Consider the following 17,880-nt stretch of genomic DNA (forward strand, 5'->3'; position numbering starts at 1 on the left):
CCGTCACGTCGCGGATCACAGCATATGACCACCGACGCATTCGGTCGAAAACGTGACCACCGACATAAGGGAGAGCAATGGATCTCTTGGACGACGCCCGCGCGCTACAAGGCGACCTCGTGCAGCTGCGTCGCGTACTGCACCGCCAACCGGAGGTCGGGCTGAACCTGCCGCGGACGCAGGAAACGGTCCTCGCGGCGTTGGACGGGCTGCCGCTCGAGATCTCGACCGGAACACGCACGACGTCCGTGACCGCGGTGCTCCGGGGCGGTCGGCGTTCGGCCGGCGCCGCGCACACGGTGCTGCTGCGCGCCGACATGGACGGACTCCCGGTCACCGAACAGACCGGACTCGACTTCGCAGCGCAGAACGGCGCCATGCACGGATGCGGGCACGACCTGCACACCGCCGCACTGGTCGGCGCCGCGCAACTGCTCAGCCGTCATCGCGACCACCTCGCGGGTGACGTCGTCCTGATGTTCCAGCCCGGGGAGGAAGGGTGGGACGGTGCCAAGGTGATGGTCGACGAGGGCGTTCTCGACGCCTCGGGCCGCCGCGCCGACACCGCCTACGGCATGCACGTCTTCTCCTGCCAGAAGCCGCAGGGGCGGTTCTTCTCCAAGGCGGGCACACTGCTCGCGGCGTCGTACAAACTGACGGTCACGGTGCGCGGGGCGGGCGGACACGGTTCGTCGCCGTCGACCGCGCGCGATCCGATCACCGCGATGGCGGAGATGATCACGTCGCTACAGACCATGGTGACCCGGACATTCGACGTCTTCGACCCGGTCGTCGTCACGGTCGCGAACGTGCAGGCCGGCTCGCGGCACAACATCATCCCCGACGACGCCCGGTTCGAGGCGACCGTCCGGTGCTACTCGCCCGCCACGTACGAGAAGGTGCCGACGGCGCTGCGACGGGTGCTCGAGGGGGTGGCGTCCGCGCAACGTGTCGACGTCGATGTCGCGGTGGATCCCGAGTTCCCGATGACCGTCAACGACGGCAACGAGGTCGCGTTCGGTGCCGAGGTGGTCAGCGACCTCATGGGCGAGGACCGGTACGAGACCGTCACGCATCCGATGGCAGGGTCCGAGGACTTCTCCTACGTGCTGCAGGAAGTGCCCGGCGCCTTCATCGGACTGGGTGCGTGCATGCCGGGCACCGACCCCGCAGCGGCCCCCATGAACCATTCGCCCCGAGCGCAATTCGACGACGCGGTGCTCGCCGACGCCGCCACCATCTACGCCGGACTGGCTGTTCGCAGGCTGGACAAGGCCGGTCTCGACACAGCCGCTGTCGCGGCGGGAAGTGACGCACGATGACCGAGACAGCCACCGAGACCGGGTCCGTGACCGCCATCCGGCCGAGATCCGAGCGCTGGGAGAAGGCCCGCGCGATCGTCGGCGTGGGCACGGGCAACGGGATCGAGTACTTCGACTGGACCGTCTACGCGACGTTCGCCGCGTTCTTCGCCCCGCAGTTCTTCCACACCGGCTCCGCCGTCTCCGACCTGCTCGCGTCGTTCGGAGTCTTCGCCGTCGGATTCGTCGCCAGGCCGTTCGGCGGTCTGCTGTTCGGCTGGCTGTCGGACCGGCGGGGACGCAAACTGTCGATGACGCTCGCCGTCGGGCTGGCGGCCGTTGGCAGTCTCGTCATCGGTCTGACGCCGACCCATCAGACGATCGGCGTCGCCGCGGCGCTGGTCCTCGTCGTGGCGCGTCTCGCGCAGGGTGTCGCGCACGGCGGTGAGTTGCCGTCCGCGCAGACCTACATCGTCGAATTCGCGCCGAGCGCGCGGCGCGGACTGTGGTCGAGCCTCATCTACATCTCCAACACCACCGGTGTCGTCGTCGGAACGCTTCTCGGGGCACTGCTCACGACGACGCTGAGTGCGGAGCAGATGGCCGACTGGGGCTGGCGGGTGCCGTTCCTGCTGGGTGGTGTGCTCGGGCTGTTCGTGCTGTGGATGCGGTCGCGGATGAGTGAGACCGAGGTCTACGAGGAGTCGGGTGACGGGACGGCGAAACAGTCGATGTGGCAGCTGTTCCTGGCACACCGGCGGCAGGTGTTCCAGATCCTGTTCTTCACGGTCGGTGGTACCGTCGTCTACTACGTGTGGGCCGTGTCGGCGCCGGCGTACGCGATCGCCGTCCGGGGCATCGACCCGTCCGGTGCGCTGTGGGCGGGAGTCGGCGCGAACCTGGTACTGATTGCGTCGCTGCCCTTCTGGGGCGCCCTGTCGGACCGGATCGGCCGCAAGCCGGTGCTGTACATCGGGAACATCGGTATCGCGGCCCTGCTGTTTCCGCTGAACGCCCTGATCGGGCACAGCGCGGTCACCCTGTTTGCCGCGATGGCAATCGCCCTGTTCGTGATGGGCGCGATCCTGTCGGTCATGCCCGCGATGATGGCCGAACTGTTCCCCACCGGGTTGCGTGCCGCCGGTGTCGGAGTGCCGTACTCGATCGGCGTGGCCGCGTTCGGCGGGACGGCGGCGTACGTCCAGACGTTCTTCGCCGACCGCGGTACGCCGGAGCTGTTCGAGTGGTACGCCCTCGCGCTGATCGCCGTCTCGATCGCCGCACTCGTCACGATCCCGGAGACCCGGGGCCGGGATCTCGCGTCCCAGACGTAGCCCACGTGAGTGGCAATGTGTGCTCCGGTGCACTTTGCCACTCACGTGCGGGGGAGGCTCTATGTTGAAGCGGTGAAGACACACTCGGTACGAATGAGGCGAGCCGCGGTAAGTATCGCGATCGCCTCCCTGACGGTGGGCGGCACCTGCCTCGCCGCCCAGGCCGCCTTCGCCGACGACGCCGACCGCTCGCCGGGCAGCGTCGTCGAGGTCGAGTCGCTGCCCACGGACCTCTGGATTCCCGGCACCGCCGACGCGCAGCGAATCACCTACTGGTCGATCGGATCCGACGGAAATCCGGCGCTCAGCAGCGGCGCCGTGTACGTGCCGCCGGGGGAGGCGCCCGACGGGGGATGGCCGGTGGTCGCGTGGGCGCACGGCACGTCAGGTCTCGCGGACGACTGCGCACCCTCGCTCGTCGGGCCCGCCCTCCCCGAGCGCGACTACCCGTACCTCGGGCGCTGGCTCGAGCAGGGCTACGCCGTCGTCTCCACCGATTACGTCGGCCTCGGCACACCCGGCGTGATGCCGTACCTCGACGGAAAGGTCGAGGCGCACAGCGTCGTCGATTCCGTGAAGGCCGCCCGCAGCGTCGACGAGTCGCTGTCGAACAAGTGGGTCGTGGTCGGGCAGTCGCAGGGCGGCGGCGCCGCGATCACCACCGCCCGCTACGCCACCGAGTACGGCGGCGACTCGCTCGACTACCGCGGGGCCGTGGGAACGGGGGTCCCCGCCAACATCGAGTTGACCCTGCTGCCGCTCGGCCCGGGCGTGCCGCCCACGTCGATTCCCGCCGGACTCACGTCGTATCTGTTCTACATCCTCGCGGGACTGCGGTCGGCGCACCCCGAGATCGACCTCGACTCGTACCTCACACCGCTGGGCGCCCAGTATGTGAACGCGGCGGAACAGCTGTGCGTCAACGAACTTCACGATGCCGCGGAAGGCGTGGTGGTCGGTGACCTGTTCAGCAGGCCACTGAATCAGATCCCGAATTTCCACGGACTGCTGGTGGACTACATGGGCGTACCGACGAGCGGTTACGACCGTCCCCTGTTCATCGGGCAGGGCCTCACCGACATCGACGTTCCCGCGCCCTCGGCGTTCTCGCTGGTGGCCGCGCTCACCGCCAACGGGGAGCCGGTCACGTTCACGACGTACCCCACCGACCACAGCGGCACGCTGATCGATTCGCAGGCCGACACCATTCCGTTCGTGCGGGGGCTTTTCGACTGAGTGAACTCGGCACTGTCCAGAATCCGGACAGTTGCTCGGCGCGCTCCAGGGGCACTATGGCGTGGGTCACACTGTGTGGGTACGTTCGGGTGTGTGTCGTGCACCGGTGCACGACCGAACCGAGCGCGGCGAGGAGTCGAGGTTGGAGTTTGGCGGCATGACCGGGCACGCGGCGATGCGGCCGGAGATCGCGTTGTCGTGGAAGCGTTCGGCGCTCAGCGGGCTGGAACCGAGTTCGACGCCGGACGGTGATCCCTGCCCCGACGTGGACAAGTCCAGCCGGCTCCTGCAGGCGGCCCGCCCCGTCCTCGACGAGATGGAACAGCAACTCCAGGGCACCGGGTTCTGCGTGCTGCTCGCCGACCGCGACTGCCGCATCGTCGCCCGGCTCTTCGACGGCCGCAGACTCGAGCGCATGATCGACGACGCCGGTGCGGTACTGGGGTCGAGGTTCGGCGAGGACTGCGTCGGGACCACGGCGCTGGGGACGCCCCTCGAGGTCCGGCGCGGTGTCGTGATCCACGGCGAGGAGCACTACCTCGAACGGTTCAAGGACCTCAGCTGCTACGGCCACCCGATCGTCCACCCGGTGACCCGCCGCGTGGAGGGCATCCTCGACATGACGGGCGTCGCATCCCGGGCCAATCCGCTGTTCGCCCCGTTCCTCGCCCGCGCGGCGGGCGACATCGAACGACGCCTCCTCGAGGGGTCCAGGGTGTCGCAGCAGCGGCTCGTGGACGCATTCCAGCGGGTGTCGCCGCAGAATCAGATGGCGGTCACCGCGATCGGTGAGGACATCCTGCTCAGCAACCGGGTCGCGCTCGACCTCCTGCAGGTGTCCGACCATGCGACGCTCAGGGGTCTCGCCGCCGACCTGCGACCGGACCAGTCGAAGACGGTGCGGATCGAATTGTCCTCGGGCGAACCGGCGTTGGTCCGGGCCGATTACGTGGCAGGCACCGACGGCGGGGCGGTGTTCGTCGTCCGCCCGGACCGTCGCATCAGCACCCCGATCCGGCGCGGCAAGTCGCCGTCGAGTTCCGTTGTGGAACGCAGCAGATCGGAGTTGTCGCGGCTGCGCGAGACCCGGGATCCGGTGGTGATCAGCGGCGAACCGGGCACCGGCAGGACCACCGCGGTCCGGGATCTGGCGGGCGACCGGTCGCTCGTATGTATGGACGCGGTCGCGATCGCGCTCGACGGCGCCGAGGCATGGATCGACCAGCTTCGCGCGCTGGCGGTGGGGCCCGCCGCGGTCCTCGCGATCGAAGAGGTGCAACTGTTGCCCGAATCGATGTTGCCCCTGGTCGTGAAGCTGCTGGCGGCGGATTCGGGGCCGCGGATCGTGATGACGAGTTCACCCCTCGGCGACCTGTCGCCGGGTGCCGCAGGTCTGGTCGGCCGGTGCGCCGGGCAGGTGGTGCTGCCACCGCTGCGGCAACGCACCCGCGAGTTCGCGGACCTCGCGCAGGCGGTCCTCGATTCCGTCGAACCAGGACTGCGGCTCACCTCGAGCGCGCTCGACGCTCTGATCGCACGCGACTGGCCGGGCAATCTCGCGGAACTGTCCGTCGTGCTGCAGGCGGCAGCGGGGAGACGCACCAGCGCGCACATCGCCGCCGCGGATCTGCCCGACCTGTACCGGACCCCGCCGCGGGTGTCCCGGCTGGCCGGCCGTGAACGCGCCGAACGCCAGGCAATCGTCGACGCACTGCAGGAATGTGGCGGCAACAAGGTGCACGCCGCGGCCGCGCTGGGCATCAGCCGAAGCACGCTGTACGTCCGGATGCGAGCCCTCGAAATCACCGTCTAGCAGCAGTTTCATCCACCGAAGCGCGACCGTCCGGAGGTGTCCGAAGTCAGGACAGTTAGTGATATGGCAATCAGTGCACTATGAGCCACGTCACATTCGCAACTTCGGAGGTTTTGATGACAGCGACGATCGAACCCAGCCAAGCGGAACTCTTGCCGTCGGTACGGAACTTTCTGTCCGGCACCAAGCGATTCCTCGTTGGAGGGCAGTGGGTGGAATCGGCGAGCGGCGAGACGTTCGAGACGATCGACCCCGCCAACGGGCAGGTGCTGACCACCGTCGCACGCGGCGGCGCCGAGGACGTCGACCGCGCAGTCCGGGCCGCACGCAAAGCATTCGACGAGGGCCCGTGGTCCACCATGAAGCCCAACGAGCGCGAACGCCTGATCTGGCGCGTCGGCGACATCCTCTCCGAGCGCGCCGACGAATTCGGTCAGCTCGAGGCGCTCGACAACGGCAAGTCGGCGGGTATCGCATCGGCTGTCGACGTCGCGTGGTCGGCCGACATCTTCCGCTACTTCGCGGGCTGGGCCACCAAGATCGAGGGCAGCACGGTCAACGTGAGCATGCCGTTCGTCCCCGGCGGCCAGTTCCACGCGTACACGCTGCGTGAACCCGTCGGAGTCTGCGGACTGATCGTGCCCTGGAACTTCCCGCTGCTCATGGCCGCGTTCAAGCTCGCCCCCGCGCTCGCCGCAGGCAACACCGTGATCCTCAAGCCCGCGGAGCAGACGCCGCTCACCGCGATCCTGCTCGGCGAGGTGTTCGAGGAGGCAGGGTTCCCGCCGGGCGTCGTCAACATCGTCACCGGCTACGGCGACGCCGGCGCTGCACTGTCGGCGCACGACGACGTCGACAAGATCGCGTTCACCGGTTCCACCGAGGTCGGCAAGAAGATCGTCGACGCCGCCCGCGGCAACCTGAAGAAGGTCTCTCTCGAACTCGGCGGCAAGAGCGCCAACGTCGTGTTCGCGGACGCGGACTTCGACGCCGCCGTCACCGGATCCCTCAACGCCTGGCTGTTCAACCACGGCCAGTGCTGCGTCGCCGGAACCCGGATGTTCGTCGAGGACAGCATCTTCGACGACTTCACCGCCGCCGTTGCCGAAGCCGCCAGCCAGGTGAAGATCGGCCCCGGACTCGACCCCACCACCCAGCTCGGACCGCTGGTGTCGCAGGAACAGTTCGACAAGGTCACCGGCTACCTGGCCGCCGGACTCGCCGACGGCGCCCGCGCCCTCACCGGCGGAAAGCGCTGGGGCGACACCGGCTTCTACGTCGAGCCGACGGTGTTCGTGGACGTGAAGCCCGAGTTCAGCATCGTCGAGGAGGAGATCTTCGGCCCCGTCGTCGCAGCGCTCCCGTTCAATGCCGAGGAGGGAGTCGCGAAGGCCGCGAACAGCAGCATCTACGGCCTCGCCGCCGGAATCTGGACCAAGGACCTGTCCAAGGCGCACCTCACGGCCCGTCAACTCAAGGCCGGTTCGGTGTGGATCAACCAGTACAACGGGTTCGACACCGCCATGCCGTTCGGCGGATACAAGCAGTCCGGGTGGGGACGTGAGCTCGGGGCCACCGCCATCGATCTCTACACCCAGACCAAAGCCGTCAACATCGCACTCTGACCGTCACTCAACGAGGAGAGAAGACATGAAGACCAAAGCAGCGGTTCTGTTCGAGACGCACAAGCCGTTCGAGATCATCGAACTCGAGCTCGACGGTCCGGGTCCCGGAGAAGTGCTCATCAAGTACGTCGCGGCAGGTCTGTGCCACTCGGATCTGCACCTCACCGACGGCGATCTGCCGCCGCGGTTCCCCATCGTCGGCGGGCACGAGGGTTCGGGCATCATCGAGGAAGTCGGCCCCGGTGTCACCAAGGTGAAGCCCGGCGACCACGTGGTCTGCAGCTTCATCCCTAACTGCGGTACGTGTCGCTACTGCGCCACCGGACGCCAGAACCTGTGTGACATGGGCGCCACCATCCTCGAAGGCTCGATGCCGGACGGTTCGTTCCGCTTCCACTCGGGCAAGCAGGATTTCGGTGCCATGTGCATGCTCGGCACGTTCGCGGAGCGGGCCACCATCTCGCAGCACTCGGTGGTGAAGGTTGACGACTGGCTTCCGCTGGAAACCGCCGTCCTCGTCGGCTGCGGTGTGCCGTCCGGCTGGGGCACCGCGGTGTACGCGGGCGGAGTCCGGGCCGGCGACACCGTCGTCATCTACGGCATCGGCGGACTCGGCATCAACGCCGTGCAGGGCGCGGTCAGCGCCGGCGCCAAGTACGTCGTGGTGGTCGACCCGGTGGCGATGAAGCGGGAGGCCGCACTCAAATTCGGCGCCACCCACGCGTTCGCGGACGCCGCGACCGCGGCGGAGAAGGTCAACGAACTGACCTGGGGACAGGGCGCCGATCAGGCCCTCATCCTCGTGGGTACCGTCGACGAAGAAGTGGTGCAGAACGCGACCGCCGTCATCGGTAAGGGCGGCACCGTCGTCATCACCGGCCTCGCCGACCCTGCCAAGCTCACCGTGCACATCTCGGGAACCGACCTGACCCTGAACCAGAAGACGATCAAGGGTTCGCTGTTCGGTTCGGCCAACCCGCAGTACGACATCGTCCGTCTGCTGCGCCTGTACGACGCCGGTCAGCTCAAGCTCGACGAGCTGATCACCACCAAGTACACGCTCGAGCAGGTCAACGAGGGCTATCAGGATCTGCGTGACGGAAAGAACCTTCGTGGCGTGATCGTCCACCAGTAGGCGGCTTCGCCGCCCGTGCGCGGTTGACGAGTCCAGAGACTCCTCAACCGCGCACGGGCGCGGAGCGCCACACGTCGGCGAGCAGGTCGTATGTCTTCAGCCAGGACGCGGTGTCCTCGGCGTGAGAGGCGACGATCAGCTCGTCGGCCTGGGCGTGCTCGGCGAACTCGTCGAGGTAGGTCTTGACCTCGGTGGGTGTGCCGACCGCGGAGTAGCGCACCATCTGCGCGACCTGCTGACCGGCCGGGGACGACATGATGAGGTCGACTTCCTCGGGGGTGAACTTCTGCCCGCGGCCGACCATCTGCACCACCCGCCGCCGCAGGGAGGCTTCGAATTGCCGGTGCGCGTCCTCGGTGGTGTCCGCGGCGATGGCGTTGACACCGGCGATCACGTACGGCTCGGACAGGTCCTCCGACGGCTCGAACCGCTCCCGGTACAGCGTGACGGCGTCGACGAGTGACTCGGGCGAGAAGTGGGACGCGTTGGCGTAGGGGAGGCCGAGCTTCGCGGCGAGCTGCGCGCCGAACAGCGACGACCCGAGAATGTACAGGGGAACGTTCGTGCCCTTACCGGGGACCGCGTCGACGCCGGGAACCCGGGACACGCCTCGGAGGTAGGCCTGGAGTTCCAGCACGTCCTGCGGGAACCGGTCCGCCGACGCCGGGTCGCGGCGCAGGGCGTACATCGTCTTCTGGTCACTTCCGGGGGCACGCCCGAGACCGAGGTCGATACGCCCGGGATGCAGGGTGGCGAGGGTGCCGAACTGCTCGGCGATCGTCAGCGGCGCGTGGTTGGGCAGCATGATGCCGCCTGCGCCGAGCCGGATGCTCTCGGTGTGGGCCGCGACGTGGGCGATGAGGACGCTCGTCGCCGAGGACCCGATCGACGGCATGTTGTGATGCTCCGCGTACCAGATGCGCCGGTAGCCGCGGGTCTCCGCGAGTTGCGCCAGCTTCACGCTCGCATCGAAGCTGTCCCGGGCCGTGTCGCCCTCGCGGATGTAGGCCAGATCCAGAATCGACAGCACAGCACTCACGGCTTCGTCACCTTTCGTCACCAAGAACAGGCGCAAGAGGTTAGCCTCGCGCACTACCTCTGGGTGCAACCGCAGAGGTAGTGCGCGTATTCCGGGAAGCCGGAGCGATCAGGCGTCGACCAGCGGACGCAACGTGCGGCCGGTCAGTTCGACGATGCCGGGCTCGTGCCCGTTGGCGACGAGATTGAGGACGATCCCATCGATTCCCGCGTCGAGGACACGGGTCTTCAGCTGCTCCGCGACCTCGTCGGGAGCCCCGCAGAACTGCCGGTCCGTGGCGGCGGCACGGTCCTCGTCCGAGACCGTGGACAGGTCGACGCCCTGTGTGAGCAGGAAGTCGCGTTGAAGTTTCCGGGCCCGGTCGCCGTCCTCGTCGATGATGACGAACGCCAGGTAGCTGGTTTCCAGCGTGGACCGGTCGCGGCCGATCTCCGAACACCGGGCGTCGAGAGCCTCGAGCTTGCGCGGCAACTCGCTCGAATTGCAGATGATGTTCAGGTGGTCGGCGAACCGGGCGGCGAGACCGAACGTCTTCTTCTCCCCGCCACCACCGAGCATGATCGGCAGGTCGTCGCGGATCCGCGGCTCGTTGATCGCGTTCTCGACGTGATACCACTTGCCGTCGAACGTCGGGCGTTCCCCGTGCAGCATCGGCGCGATGATCTGCAGGGCCTCGTCGAGGCGCTCGAATCGGTCGGTGAACGTGCCGAACTCGTAGCCGAACTGCTTGTGCTCGAGTTCGAACCAGCCGGCACCGATTCCGAGGACGGCCCGGCCGCCGCTGGCGACGTCCAGGGTGGTCACCGTCTTGGCGAGCATCGGCGGGTTGCGGTAGGTGTTGCCGGTGACCAGCGCGGACAGCTGGATGTTCTCGGTGGCCGTGGCGAGGGCGCCGAGGGCGGTGTACGCCTCGAGCATCGGCTCGTCGGGCGCACCGATGCCCGGCAGTTGATAGAAGTGGTCCATCACGAACGCGGTGTCGAAGCCCGCGGATTCGGCCTCACGAGCCTGCGCGACGACAGTCGGGAACAGGTCCGCGACGGGAGTGGAGTAACTGAAATTCGGCATCTGATATCCAAGGCGAATAGTCACAGTTCGACGCTACTCGGATGGCAGCGTGAGCACCTCTTTATTTCCGGGTGGGAGATTGTGCACCCTGGGGTTGCTGGTGCAGAGGTCCGAAGCACGGAAGGGTGATGGTTGGGTGGGGAAATGTTTCGAGCGCGGCCCGAGGGGGGCAAAATGAACTTCGATTTCGATTCGCAGCAGTCCGGCGGCACGGCGTGCGCCTGCCCGGACAGGCCCACGCCTGCCCGGCCCGACGTCACCATCGTGGAACGCCCGCTCGGGCACCCGACTCGATCGACCGAGGGTGCGTTTCCGCTGACCGCGGCGCAGCGGTCCATCTGGTTCGCGCAGCAGCTCACACCGGAGATCCCGTACGTCATCGCCCACTACGCCGAGCTGCGCGGACCGGTCGAACTTGCGGCCCTGAACGACGCCACCCGCCGAGCGAATCGCGAATACGGTTGGGGATCATTGCATCTGGTGGACATCGACGGGCAGCCGCATCAGGTCGCGGACGCGACCGCCGACGATCGGGTGCCCACCACCGATCTTCGCGGCGCGGACGATCCCGTCGACGCGGCCCACCGCTGGATGCGGCACGACCGGAGCGCACGCACCGACATGTACGACGGACCTCTGCTCGCCTCGCACATCCTGCAACTGGGCGACGAGCACTACTACTGGTACTCCCGAGCACACCACATCGTGTCGGACGGGTACGCGTCGATGATGCTGATGAGCCGCACCGCCGAACTGTACGTCGCCGCAGTCGAGGGGCGGGAACCGCCGGAATGCCGGATCGTGCGACCCGAACACCTCGTGCGCGAAGACGCCGCCTACCGGGCCTCCGCCCGGTTCGTCCGGGACCGCGACCACTGGCGCGAGCAGGGCAGCGACCTGAGTTCCATCGTCAGCCTGAGCGGGCGCTCGGCGCGACCGGAATCGGTCGCCCGGACCGCGACCGGGCACACGCGTCCGAGCGGCAGCTCGCGCAATCCGGCGGCTGTGGCGGTCGCCGCCTTCGGCTCCTACCTGGCCAGGATGACCGGCGTCGACGACGTGGTCCTCTCGCTGCCGGTGTCGGCGAGAACGACAGCGCGTCTGAGGAATTCGGGCGGTTCGGTGTCCAATGTCCTACCGTTGCGGCTCAGGGGAATCGGCTCTGCCACGGCTCGCGACGCAGTCGCAACGGCCGAGGCGGCATTGACGGCGGCGCTGCGACACCAACGTTACCGTCGCGAGGACATCGGCCGGGACATCGGCTCGGGTGGTGTCGAAGTTCTGCATTTCGGGCCGGTGGTCAACCTCATGATGTTCCGGAAGGAGATCTCGCTGGGCGCCGCCGTGCAGGGGACGGTTCGGGTCCTGACCACCGGACCTGTCGCGGATCTCGCTGTCAACATCTATCCCGGGGCCGAGGGAAGGGCCGCCCGGATCGACTTCGAGGGCAATCCTGCTCTGTACGACGACGCCGGGTTGACCGGGCATCACACTCGATTCCTCGCCTTCCTCGACGCGTTCACCGCATCGATCGAGTCGGACCGACCGGTCTCGGACCTCGACCTCTTCCACACCGGCGAACGCGAGGAATTCGCGCCCGCGCAGGGACTTCCGGATGCGGATCCGATCACTCTCGACCGCCTCCTCGCGGGGACGGTCGCAGACGACCCGGAGGCGATCGCGATATCGGACCGCGGGCGGGTGCTGTCCTACGGCGAACTGGACCGGCGCGCCAACCGGCTGGCCCGTCTCCTGATCGGCCGCGGCATCGGACCCGAGAGCGTCGTCGCAGTCTCCATCGCGCGGTCGATCGAGTCGGTGCTGGCGTTGTGGGCGGTCGCGAAGGCCGGCGCGGCCTATGTTCCGATCGATCCTTCGCACCCGAGCGCGCGCATCGCGTACACCCTGGCCGATTGCGGCGCGACGGTCGGGCTGACGGTCCGCTCGGAGCATGCTCGTCTGCCCGACTCCGTGCACTGGGTGGACATCGATTCCGACGGTCTCGAAGCCCTGTGCCGGGGACTGTCTTCCGTCACCCCTTGTGATGCGGAGCGGACGAGTCCCCTGCTCGTGGACCATCCCGCCTACCTGATCTACACGTCCGGGTCGACGGGAGCGCCGAAGGGCGTCGTCGTCACCCACCGCGGACTCGGCAACCTGGCCCAGGAGATTCGGGACAAGTACGCGGTGTCCGCGCGCTCTCGGATCCTGCATTTCGCCTCGCCGAGTTTTGACACCGCGCTGGTCGAGGTGCTCGCGGCGTGCATCGGCGGCGCGACGCTCGTCGTGACTCCGCCCGGGGTGTTCGGCGGTGAGGAACTGTCACGACTGCTGCGCGACGAGCACGTCACCCACCTCCTGATGACGCCGTCCGCGCTGGCAGCCATCGATTCCGGTGCGACGAACGAACTGGAATTGGTACTCGTCGGAGGGGAGGTGTGCCCGCAGGAGTTGGCGCGGCGCTGGGCCGGTGACCGGAACATGCGTAACGCGTACGGTCCGACGGAGACGACGTGCAGTGTCACTCTCACGGATCCGGTGTCACCGGACGAGCGACTGACGATCGGGTCGCTCATGCGCGGCGTCGACGCGGTGGTTCTCGATCACCGGCTACGTCCGCTTCCTCCCGGCGCTGTCGGTGAGCTCTACCTCGCCACGCCTGCACTCGCCCGGGGCTACCATCGGCGCCACAACCTGACCGCGTCCCGGTTCGTCGCCAACCCGTTCGGCCGCAGCGGATCCCGGATGTTCCGCACCGGAGATGTGGTGCGGTGGACGGAGGCGGGGACCCTCGAGTTCGTGGACAGGGCGGACGACCAGATCAAGATCCGTGGATTCCGGGTCGAGCTGGGCGAGATCAATGCCGCGCTGAACGCGCATCCGGGCGTCGCCTTTGCCGCGACGGTGGTGCATCGGAATTTGGCCGGCGATCCGAACCTGGTGTCCTACATCATGGCCGAGGGGGACGCGTCGATCGACCGGGAAGCGTTGAAAGCGGAGGTCGCACGGTTCCTGCCCGACTACATGGTGCCCAAATCGATCATGCTCGTGAACTCGATCCCGTTGACACCGACGGGAAAGCTCGACCGGGAAGCTCTTCCGCTGCCGGAGTTCGGATCGGATTCGGTGCCTCATCGTGACCCCGCAACCCCGGCCGAACGCCGCGTCGCGCAGGTGTTCGGCAGCGTGCTCGGCGTGGATTCGGTCGGTGCCGACGATTCCTTCTTCGACCTCAGCGGCGACTCGCTGTCGGCGATCCGGGTGGTCGGGACGCTCAACGCCGAGCTGGGCACGAGCTTGGGCGTGCGCGAGCTGTTCGATGCCCCGACGGTCGCGGCGCTGGCGCAGGTCATCGCCGACGTCGGCGAACACCCGGCGGGCGCCGAGTCCCCGCGCGGACCGAAATTGGGTGCCGCCCCACTGCCCGACGTCGTGCCGCTGTCCCCGTCGCAGTACTTCATCGACCGCACCGTCGTGGAACCCGCGCTCCACAACATCCCCTTCACGGTACGAGTGCGCGGCCGATTCGACGCCGATGCGCTGCGCTCGGCGATGGCGGACGTACTCGGCCGGCATCGTGCGCTGCGAACGGTGTTTCCCGATTCGCCGTCGGGGCCGTATCAGCACGTGCTCGACGTGGCCGAGGCGATGCCGGACCTGAGGCCGGTCGTGACCAGTGCGGCGGACGTGGAGGCACAGACGTCGAACCTGCTGTCCGCGGGTTTCGATGTGCGGCAGGACCCTCCCCTCCGTGCCCGGCTCTTCCGGCTCGGCGCCGGCGACCACCTTCTGGCCTGCGTCATCCACCACATCGCGGCGGACGGCTGGTCGCTGGCTCCCTTGGCCCGAGATCTCGCCGACTCCTACCGTGCTCGGTCGATGGGCACGGGGCCCGACTGGGAGCCCCCGGTCGTCCACTACGCCGACTACACGGTGTGGCGTCGGGCGTTGCTCGGGGACGAGGGCGACCCGGACAGTGCCGCGTCGAAGCAACTCGCCCACTGGACGAAGGAGCTGTCCGGACTTCGCGGAGAACTCGCGCTCCCCACCGATCGTCCCCGGCCGCACCGGTGGACCTATCGGGCAGGACGACTCCCGTTCTCCTTCGACGAGCATGCGCATCGCGGCCTGCTCACCACTGCGCACGAGCACCACGCCAGCCTCTTCACGGCGCTGAGATCGACGGTGGCGATACTGCTCGCCCGCCTCAGCGGAGACCCCGACATCGCGATCGGGACTCCGATCGCGGGTCGGGGAGACCCGGTGCTCGACGACGTGGTGGGCATGTTCGTCAACACGCTGGTTCTGCGAACCCGCGTCGACCCGAGCATGACGCTGTGTGACATCGTCGATCGATCGCGCGACGTGGAGCTTCGTGCCCTGGCGAATGCCGATGTGCAGTTCGAGCGACTCGTCCAGGTGCTCGACCCGCCGAGGTCACCGTCCCTGCACCCGTTGTTCCAGGTTGCGCTGTCGCTGAACAACTTCGCTCCCGCGTCCCTGGACGTCTCCGGGATCGATTTCGAGGTCACTCCGCGTCCACTCGACATCGCCAAATGCGATCTGCACTTCCACTTCACCGAACGCCACGACGCCGACGGAGCACCTGCCGGAATCGACGCGGAACTGGTGTATTCCGCCGACCTCTTCGATGCATCCACTGCACAGGGGTTCGTCGACACTCTGCACACCATCGTCGACCCGATCGGTAGGTGACCTCGCGCAATCCACGTGGTAGAGATAGCCCATGAGCGGTATCCGGAGATCTGGTCGGGCAGCGGCGCTCGTCGCGATCGTCCTCGCGCTGGCCGCCTGCTCCGACCAGACGGGCACGGCGGTGAGCGAGCCCTCGGCCACCACGACCGTGTCCGCCGCGGAACAGGCCACGACCGAGGCGCCGACGTCGGCGAGCGCGCCCTACACGGAGACGTCGCTGCAGGTCACCGGTTCCACCGGCCGCGTCGGCTACGACGTGATCATTCCGCAGGTCGAGGGCGGGAATCCGGCGGTCACCGCCGAATTCAACGAATCGATGCGCTCCGCCCTGCAGGACCAGATCGACGGCTGGGGCACCGATTCCTTCACGCTGAGCACGCAGGAGCACAGCGTCGCGCACATCGGCGAGCACGTGATCAGCGGTCTGCTGGTGACGTCGTGGAACGCCGATCCACCAGGAGCGCATCCCACGCCGATCGTCGCAACGGTGGTGGTGAATGCCGACACGGCGGCGCCGATCACGCTCGGCGACCTGTTCCCCGACCTTCCGGCCGGACTGCAGAAGTTGTCGGACGAATCCGCGCTCCTGCTTCCCGACACGGTCGCGGGACCGGACTTCGAGCGCAGCGGAATCGAGCCGACCGAGGCGAACTTCGCCAACTGGCTCGCCACCCCGGCCGGCATGGAGATCCACTTCAACGACTATCAGGTGGGGCCGCACGCCGTCGGACTCGTCACCGTCACCGTGCCGTGGGACGCCCTGGCCGACGTGATCGACCCCGATCTCGCCCCCGTCGTGTCGAGCTAGTACCTGCCCGACCGCTCACCGGGAACGAGCCTGTGGCTGCCCCGGTTTCGCGACCTACCGTCCCAGACAGGCTTTGCTGCCGAAAGTGTCTGTCGAATGGGAGAGGAGCGCGCCCGTGAGTGCACGCACCGAAAATGATGCTCGTGCGAATCGGATCGGCGCCGTGGACGCGGTCGTCGTCGGCGCCGGTTTCGCAGGTCTGTACGCGGTGTACAAACTGCGGAGCCTGGGTCTGACGGTCCAGGGTGTGGAGGCGGCCGCCGGTGTGGGCGGCACGTGGTACTGGAACCGCTATCCCGGTGCCCGCTGCGACGTGGAGAGCGTCGACTACTCGTACTCGTTCTCGCGGGAACTCGAGCAGGAGTGGAACTGGAGCGAGAAGTACGCCACCCAGCCCGAGATCCTCGAGTACATCAACCATGTCGCGGACCGGTTCCACCTCCGCGACAATTTCCTGTTCGACACGCGGGTGACCTCCGCCGAACTGGACGAGGAATCGCTCCGGTGGGAGGTGCGGACCGACCGCGGCGACGTCCTGTCCGCCCGGTACTGTCTCTTCGCGACCGGTGCGCTGTCCACGGCGAACATGCCGAACATTCCGGGCCGTGAAACCTTCACGGGGGACACGCATCACACCGGCCACTGGCCGCACGAGGGCGTCGATTTCACCGGCCGGAAGGTCGGGATCATCGGCACCGGCTCGTCGGGCATCCAGTCGATTCCCCTCATCGCCGAGCAGGCGGAACACCTGTACGTGTTCCAGCGCAGCGCCAACTACAGCGTCCCGGCCGGGAACGAGACGTGGGACGACGAGATGCGGCGCGCGATCAAGGCGGGATACGACGAACGCCGTCGCCTGTCCTGGGAGAGCGGTGGCGGTTCGCCGTACAACGCGCACCCGAAGTCCGCACTCGAGGTGTCCGACGAGGAACGTCGCGACGCCTACGAGACGCGGTGGAAGCTCGGCGGGGTGTTGTTCGCGAAAACCTTTCCGGACCAGACGAAGACCGAGGCCGCGAACGCGACCGCGCGGGAGTTCGCGGAGGAGAAGATCCGCCGTCTCGTCGACGACCCGGCGGTCGCGGACAGGCTGATCCCCGACGATCACCCGATCGGGACCAAGCGGATCGTCACCGACACGAACTACTTCGAGACGTACAACCGGCCCAACGTCACCCTGGTCGACCTCAAGGCGGCGCCGATCGACTCGATCACGCCGTCGGGCATCACCACCGTCGACGCCGAGTACCCGCTCGACACCCTGGTGTTCGCGACCGGATTCGACGCCATGACCGGGGCTCTCGACCGCATGCGGATCGTCGGCCGGGACGGGGTGTCGCTCGCCGAGTACTGGAGCGAGGGGCCGAAAACGTATCTCGGTCTCGGTGTTCCGGGGTTCCCGAACCTGTTCGTCGTGACCGGGCCGGGTAGCCCGTCGGTGCTCGCGAACATGGTGCTCGGCGCCGAGCAGCACATCGACTGGATCGCGGGCTGCATCGCGCACCTGTGGGAGAAGGACCACGACGCGGTCGAGGCGTCGGTTCCGGCCACCGAGCAGTGGGTGGAGCACTGCCGCGAGCTCGCCGCGCAGACCCTGTTCCCGCTGGCGAACTCCTGGTACATGGGCGCCAACATTCCGGGCAAGCCCCGCGTCTTCATGCCGTACATCGGCGGCTTCGGCGCGTACGGGCGGATCTGCGCCGACGTCGCGGAGGAGGGATTCCGCGGGTTCGAGTTCAGCCGGTCGCGGGCGAGGCTGGCCGACCCGGTGGGGTAATTGCGGAGATAGTGATCAGCCGCGCGGG

Annotated in this window: 11 protein-coding genes; 9 read left to right on the forward strand and 2 right to left on the reverse strand. The window is 67.7% G+C overall.

Annotated elements, in window-relative coordinates:
* Positions 1–77 precede the first annotated feature (77 nt).
* The 6 genes from RJ1_RS04340 to RJ1_RS04365 all read left to right on the forward strand — a co-directional run bounded on the left by RJ1_RS04340 (position 78) and on the right by RJ1_RS04365 (position 8,444).
* The gene (locus RJ1_RS04340) at positions 78–1,322 is read left to right on the forward strand and encodes a M20 metallopeptidase family protein (protein ID WP_073358748.1); all 1,245 of its coding nucleotides are present in this window, start codon (positions 78–80) and stop codon (positions 1,320–1,322) included.
* A complete protein-coding gene (locus RJ1_RS04345; protein ID WP_073358749.1) occupies positions 1,319–2,635 on the forward strand; it encodes an MFS transporter in 1,317 nt (438 codons plus the stop codon). Before RJ1_RS04340 ends, RJ1_RS04345 begins: the two co-directional genes overlap by 4 nt.
* A gap of 93 nt (positions 2,636–2,728) precedes the next feature.
* Positions 2,729–3,871 carry a lipase family protein gene (locus tag RJ1_RS04350; RefSeq protein ID WP_073358750.1) on the forward strand — a complete coding sequence of 381 codons (1,143 nt, stop codon included), beginning with the start codon at positions 2,729–2,731 and terminating at the stop codon, positions 3,869–3,871.
* 157 nt (positions 3,872–4,028) lie between these two features.
* Positions 4,029–5,684 carry a sigma-54-dependent Fis family transcriptional regulator gene (locus tag RJ1_RS04355; protein ID WP_073358751.1) on the forward strand — a complete coding sequence of 552 codons (1,656 nt, stop codon included), beginning with the start codon at positions 4,029–4,031 and terminating at the stop codon, positions 5,682–5,684.
* A 116-nt stretch (positions 5,685–5,800) separates the two neighbouring features.
* Positions 5,801–7,309, forward strand: a complete 1,509-nt coding sequence (locus tag RJ1_RS04360; protein WP_073358752.1) for an aldehyde dehydrogenase family protein — start codon at positions 5,801–5,803, stop codon at positions 7,307–7,309.
* A gap of 25 nt (positions 7,310–7,334) precedes the next feature.
* Entirely contained in the window at positions 7,335–8,444 is a 1,110-nt protein-coding gene (locus RJ1_RS04365; protein ID WP_037225952.1) for an NDMA-dependent alcohol dehydrogenase, read from the forward strand.
* 43 nt (positions 8,445–8,487) lie between these two features.
* On the opposite strand, the gene RJ1_RS04370 is transcribed toward RJ1_RS04365, so the two are convergent.
* A complete protein-coding gene (locus tag RJ1_RS04370) occupies positions 8,488–9,483 on the reverse strand; it encodes an LLM class flavin-dependent oxidoreductase (RefSeq protein WP_073358753.1) in 996 nt (331 codons plus the stop codon).
* Between the two features lie 108 nt (positions 9,484–9,591).
* Positions 9,592–10,575 (reverse strand): LLM class F420-dependent oxidoreductase, encoded by a 984-nt coding sequence (locus RJ1_RS04375; RefSeq protein ID WP_073358754.1) that lies wholly within the window; start codon positions 10,573–10,575, stop codon positions 9,592–9,594.
* 150 nt (positions 10,576–10,725) lie between these two features.
* Between RJ1_RS04375 and RJ1_RS04380 the strand changes: the two genes are divergently transcribed.
* The 3 genes from RJ1_RS04380 (at position 10,726) to RJ1_RS04390 (ending at position 17,852) form a co-directional block, all read left to right on the forward strand.
* Positions 10,726–15,267 carry a non-ribosomal peptide synthetase gene (locus tag RJ1_RS04380; RefSeq protein ID WP_073358755.1) on the forward strand — a complete coding sequence of 1,514 codons (4,542 nt, stop codon included), beginning with the start codon at positions 10,726–10,728 and terminating at the stop codon, positions 15,265–15,267.
* Positions 15,268–15,298: 31 nt separating this feature from the next.
* Positions 15,299–16,075 carry an RsiV family protein gene (locus RJ1_RS04385; RefSeq protein ID WP_073358756.1) on the forward strand — a complete coding sequence of 259 codons (777 nt, stop codon included), beginning with the start codon at positions 15,299–15,301 and terminating at the stop codon, positions 16,073–16,075.
* A 115-nt stretch (positions 16,076–16,190) separates the two neighbouring features.
* Positions 16,191–17,852: a flavin-containing monooxygenase gene (locus RJ1_RS04390; protein WP_073358757.1), complete on the forward strand. Its 1,662-nt coding sequence runs from the start codon at positions 16,191–16,193 to the stop codon at positions 17,850–17,852.
* Positions 17,853–17,880 lie beyond the last annotated feature (28 nt).

Source organism: Rhodococcus jostii NBRC 16295 (assembly GCF_001894825.1).
GTDB lineage: Bacteria > Actinomycetota > Actinomycetes > Mycobacteriales > Mycobacteriaceae > Rhodococcus_F > Rhodococcus_F jostii.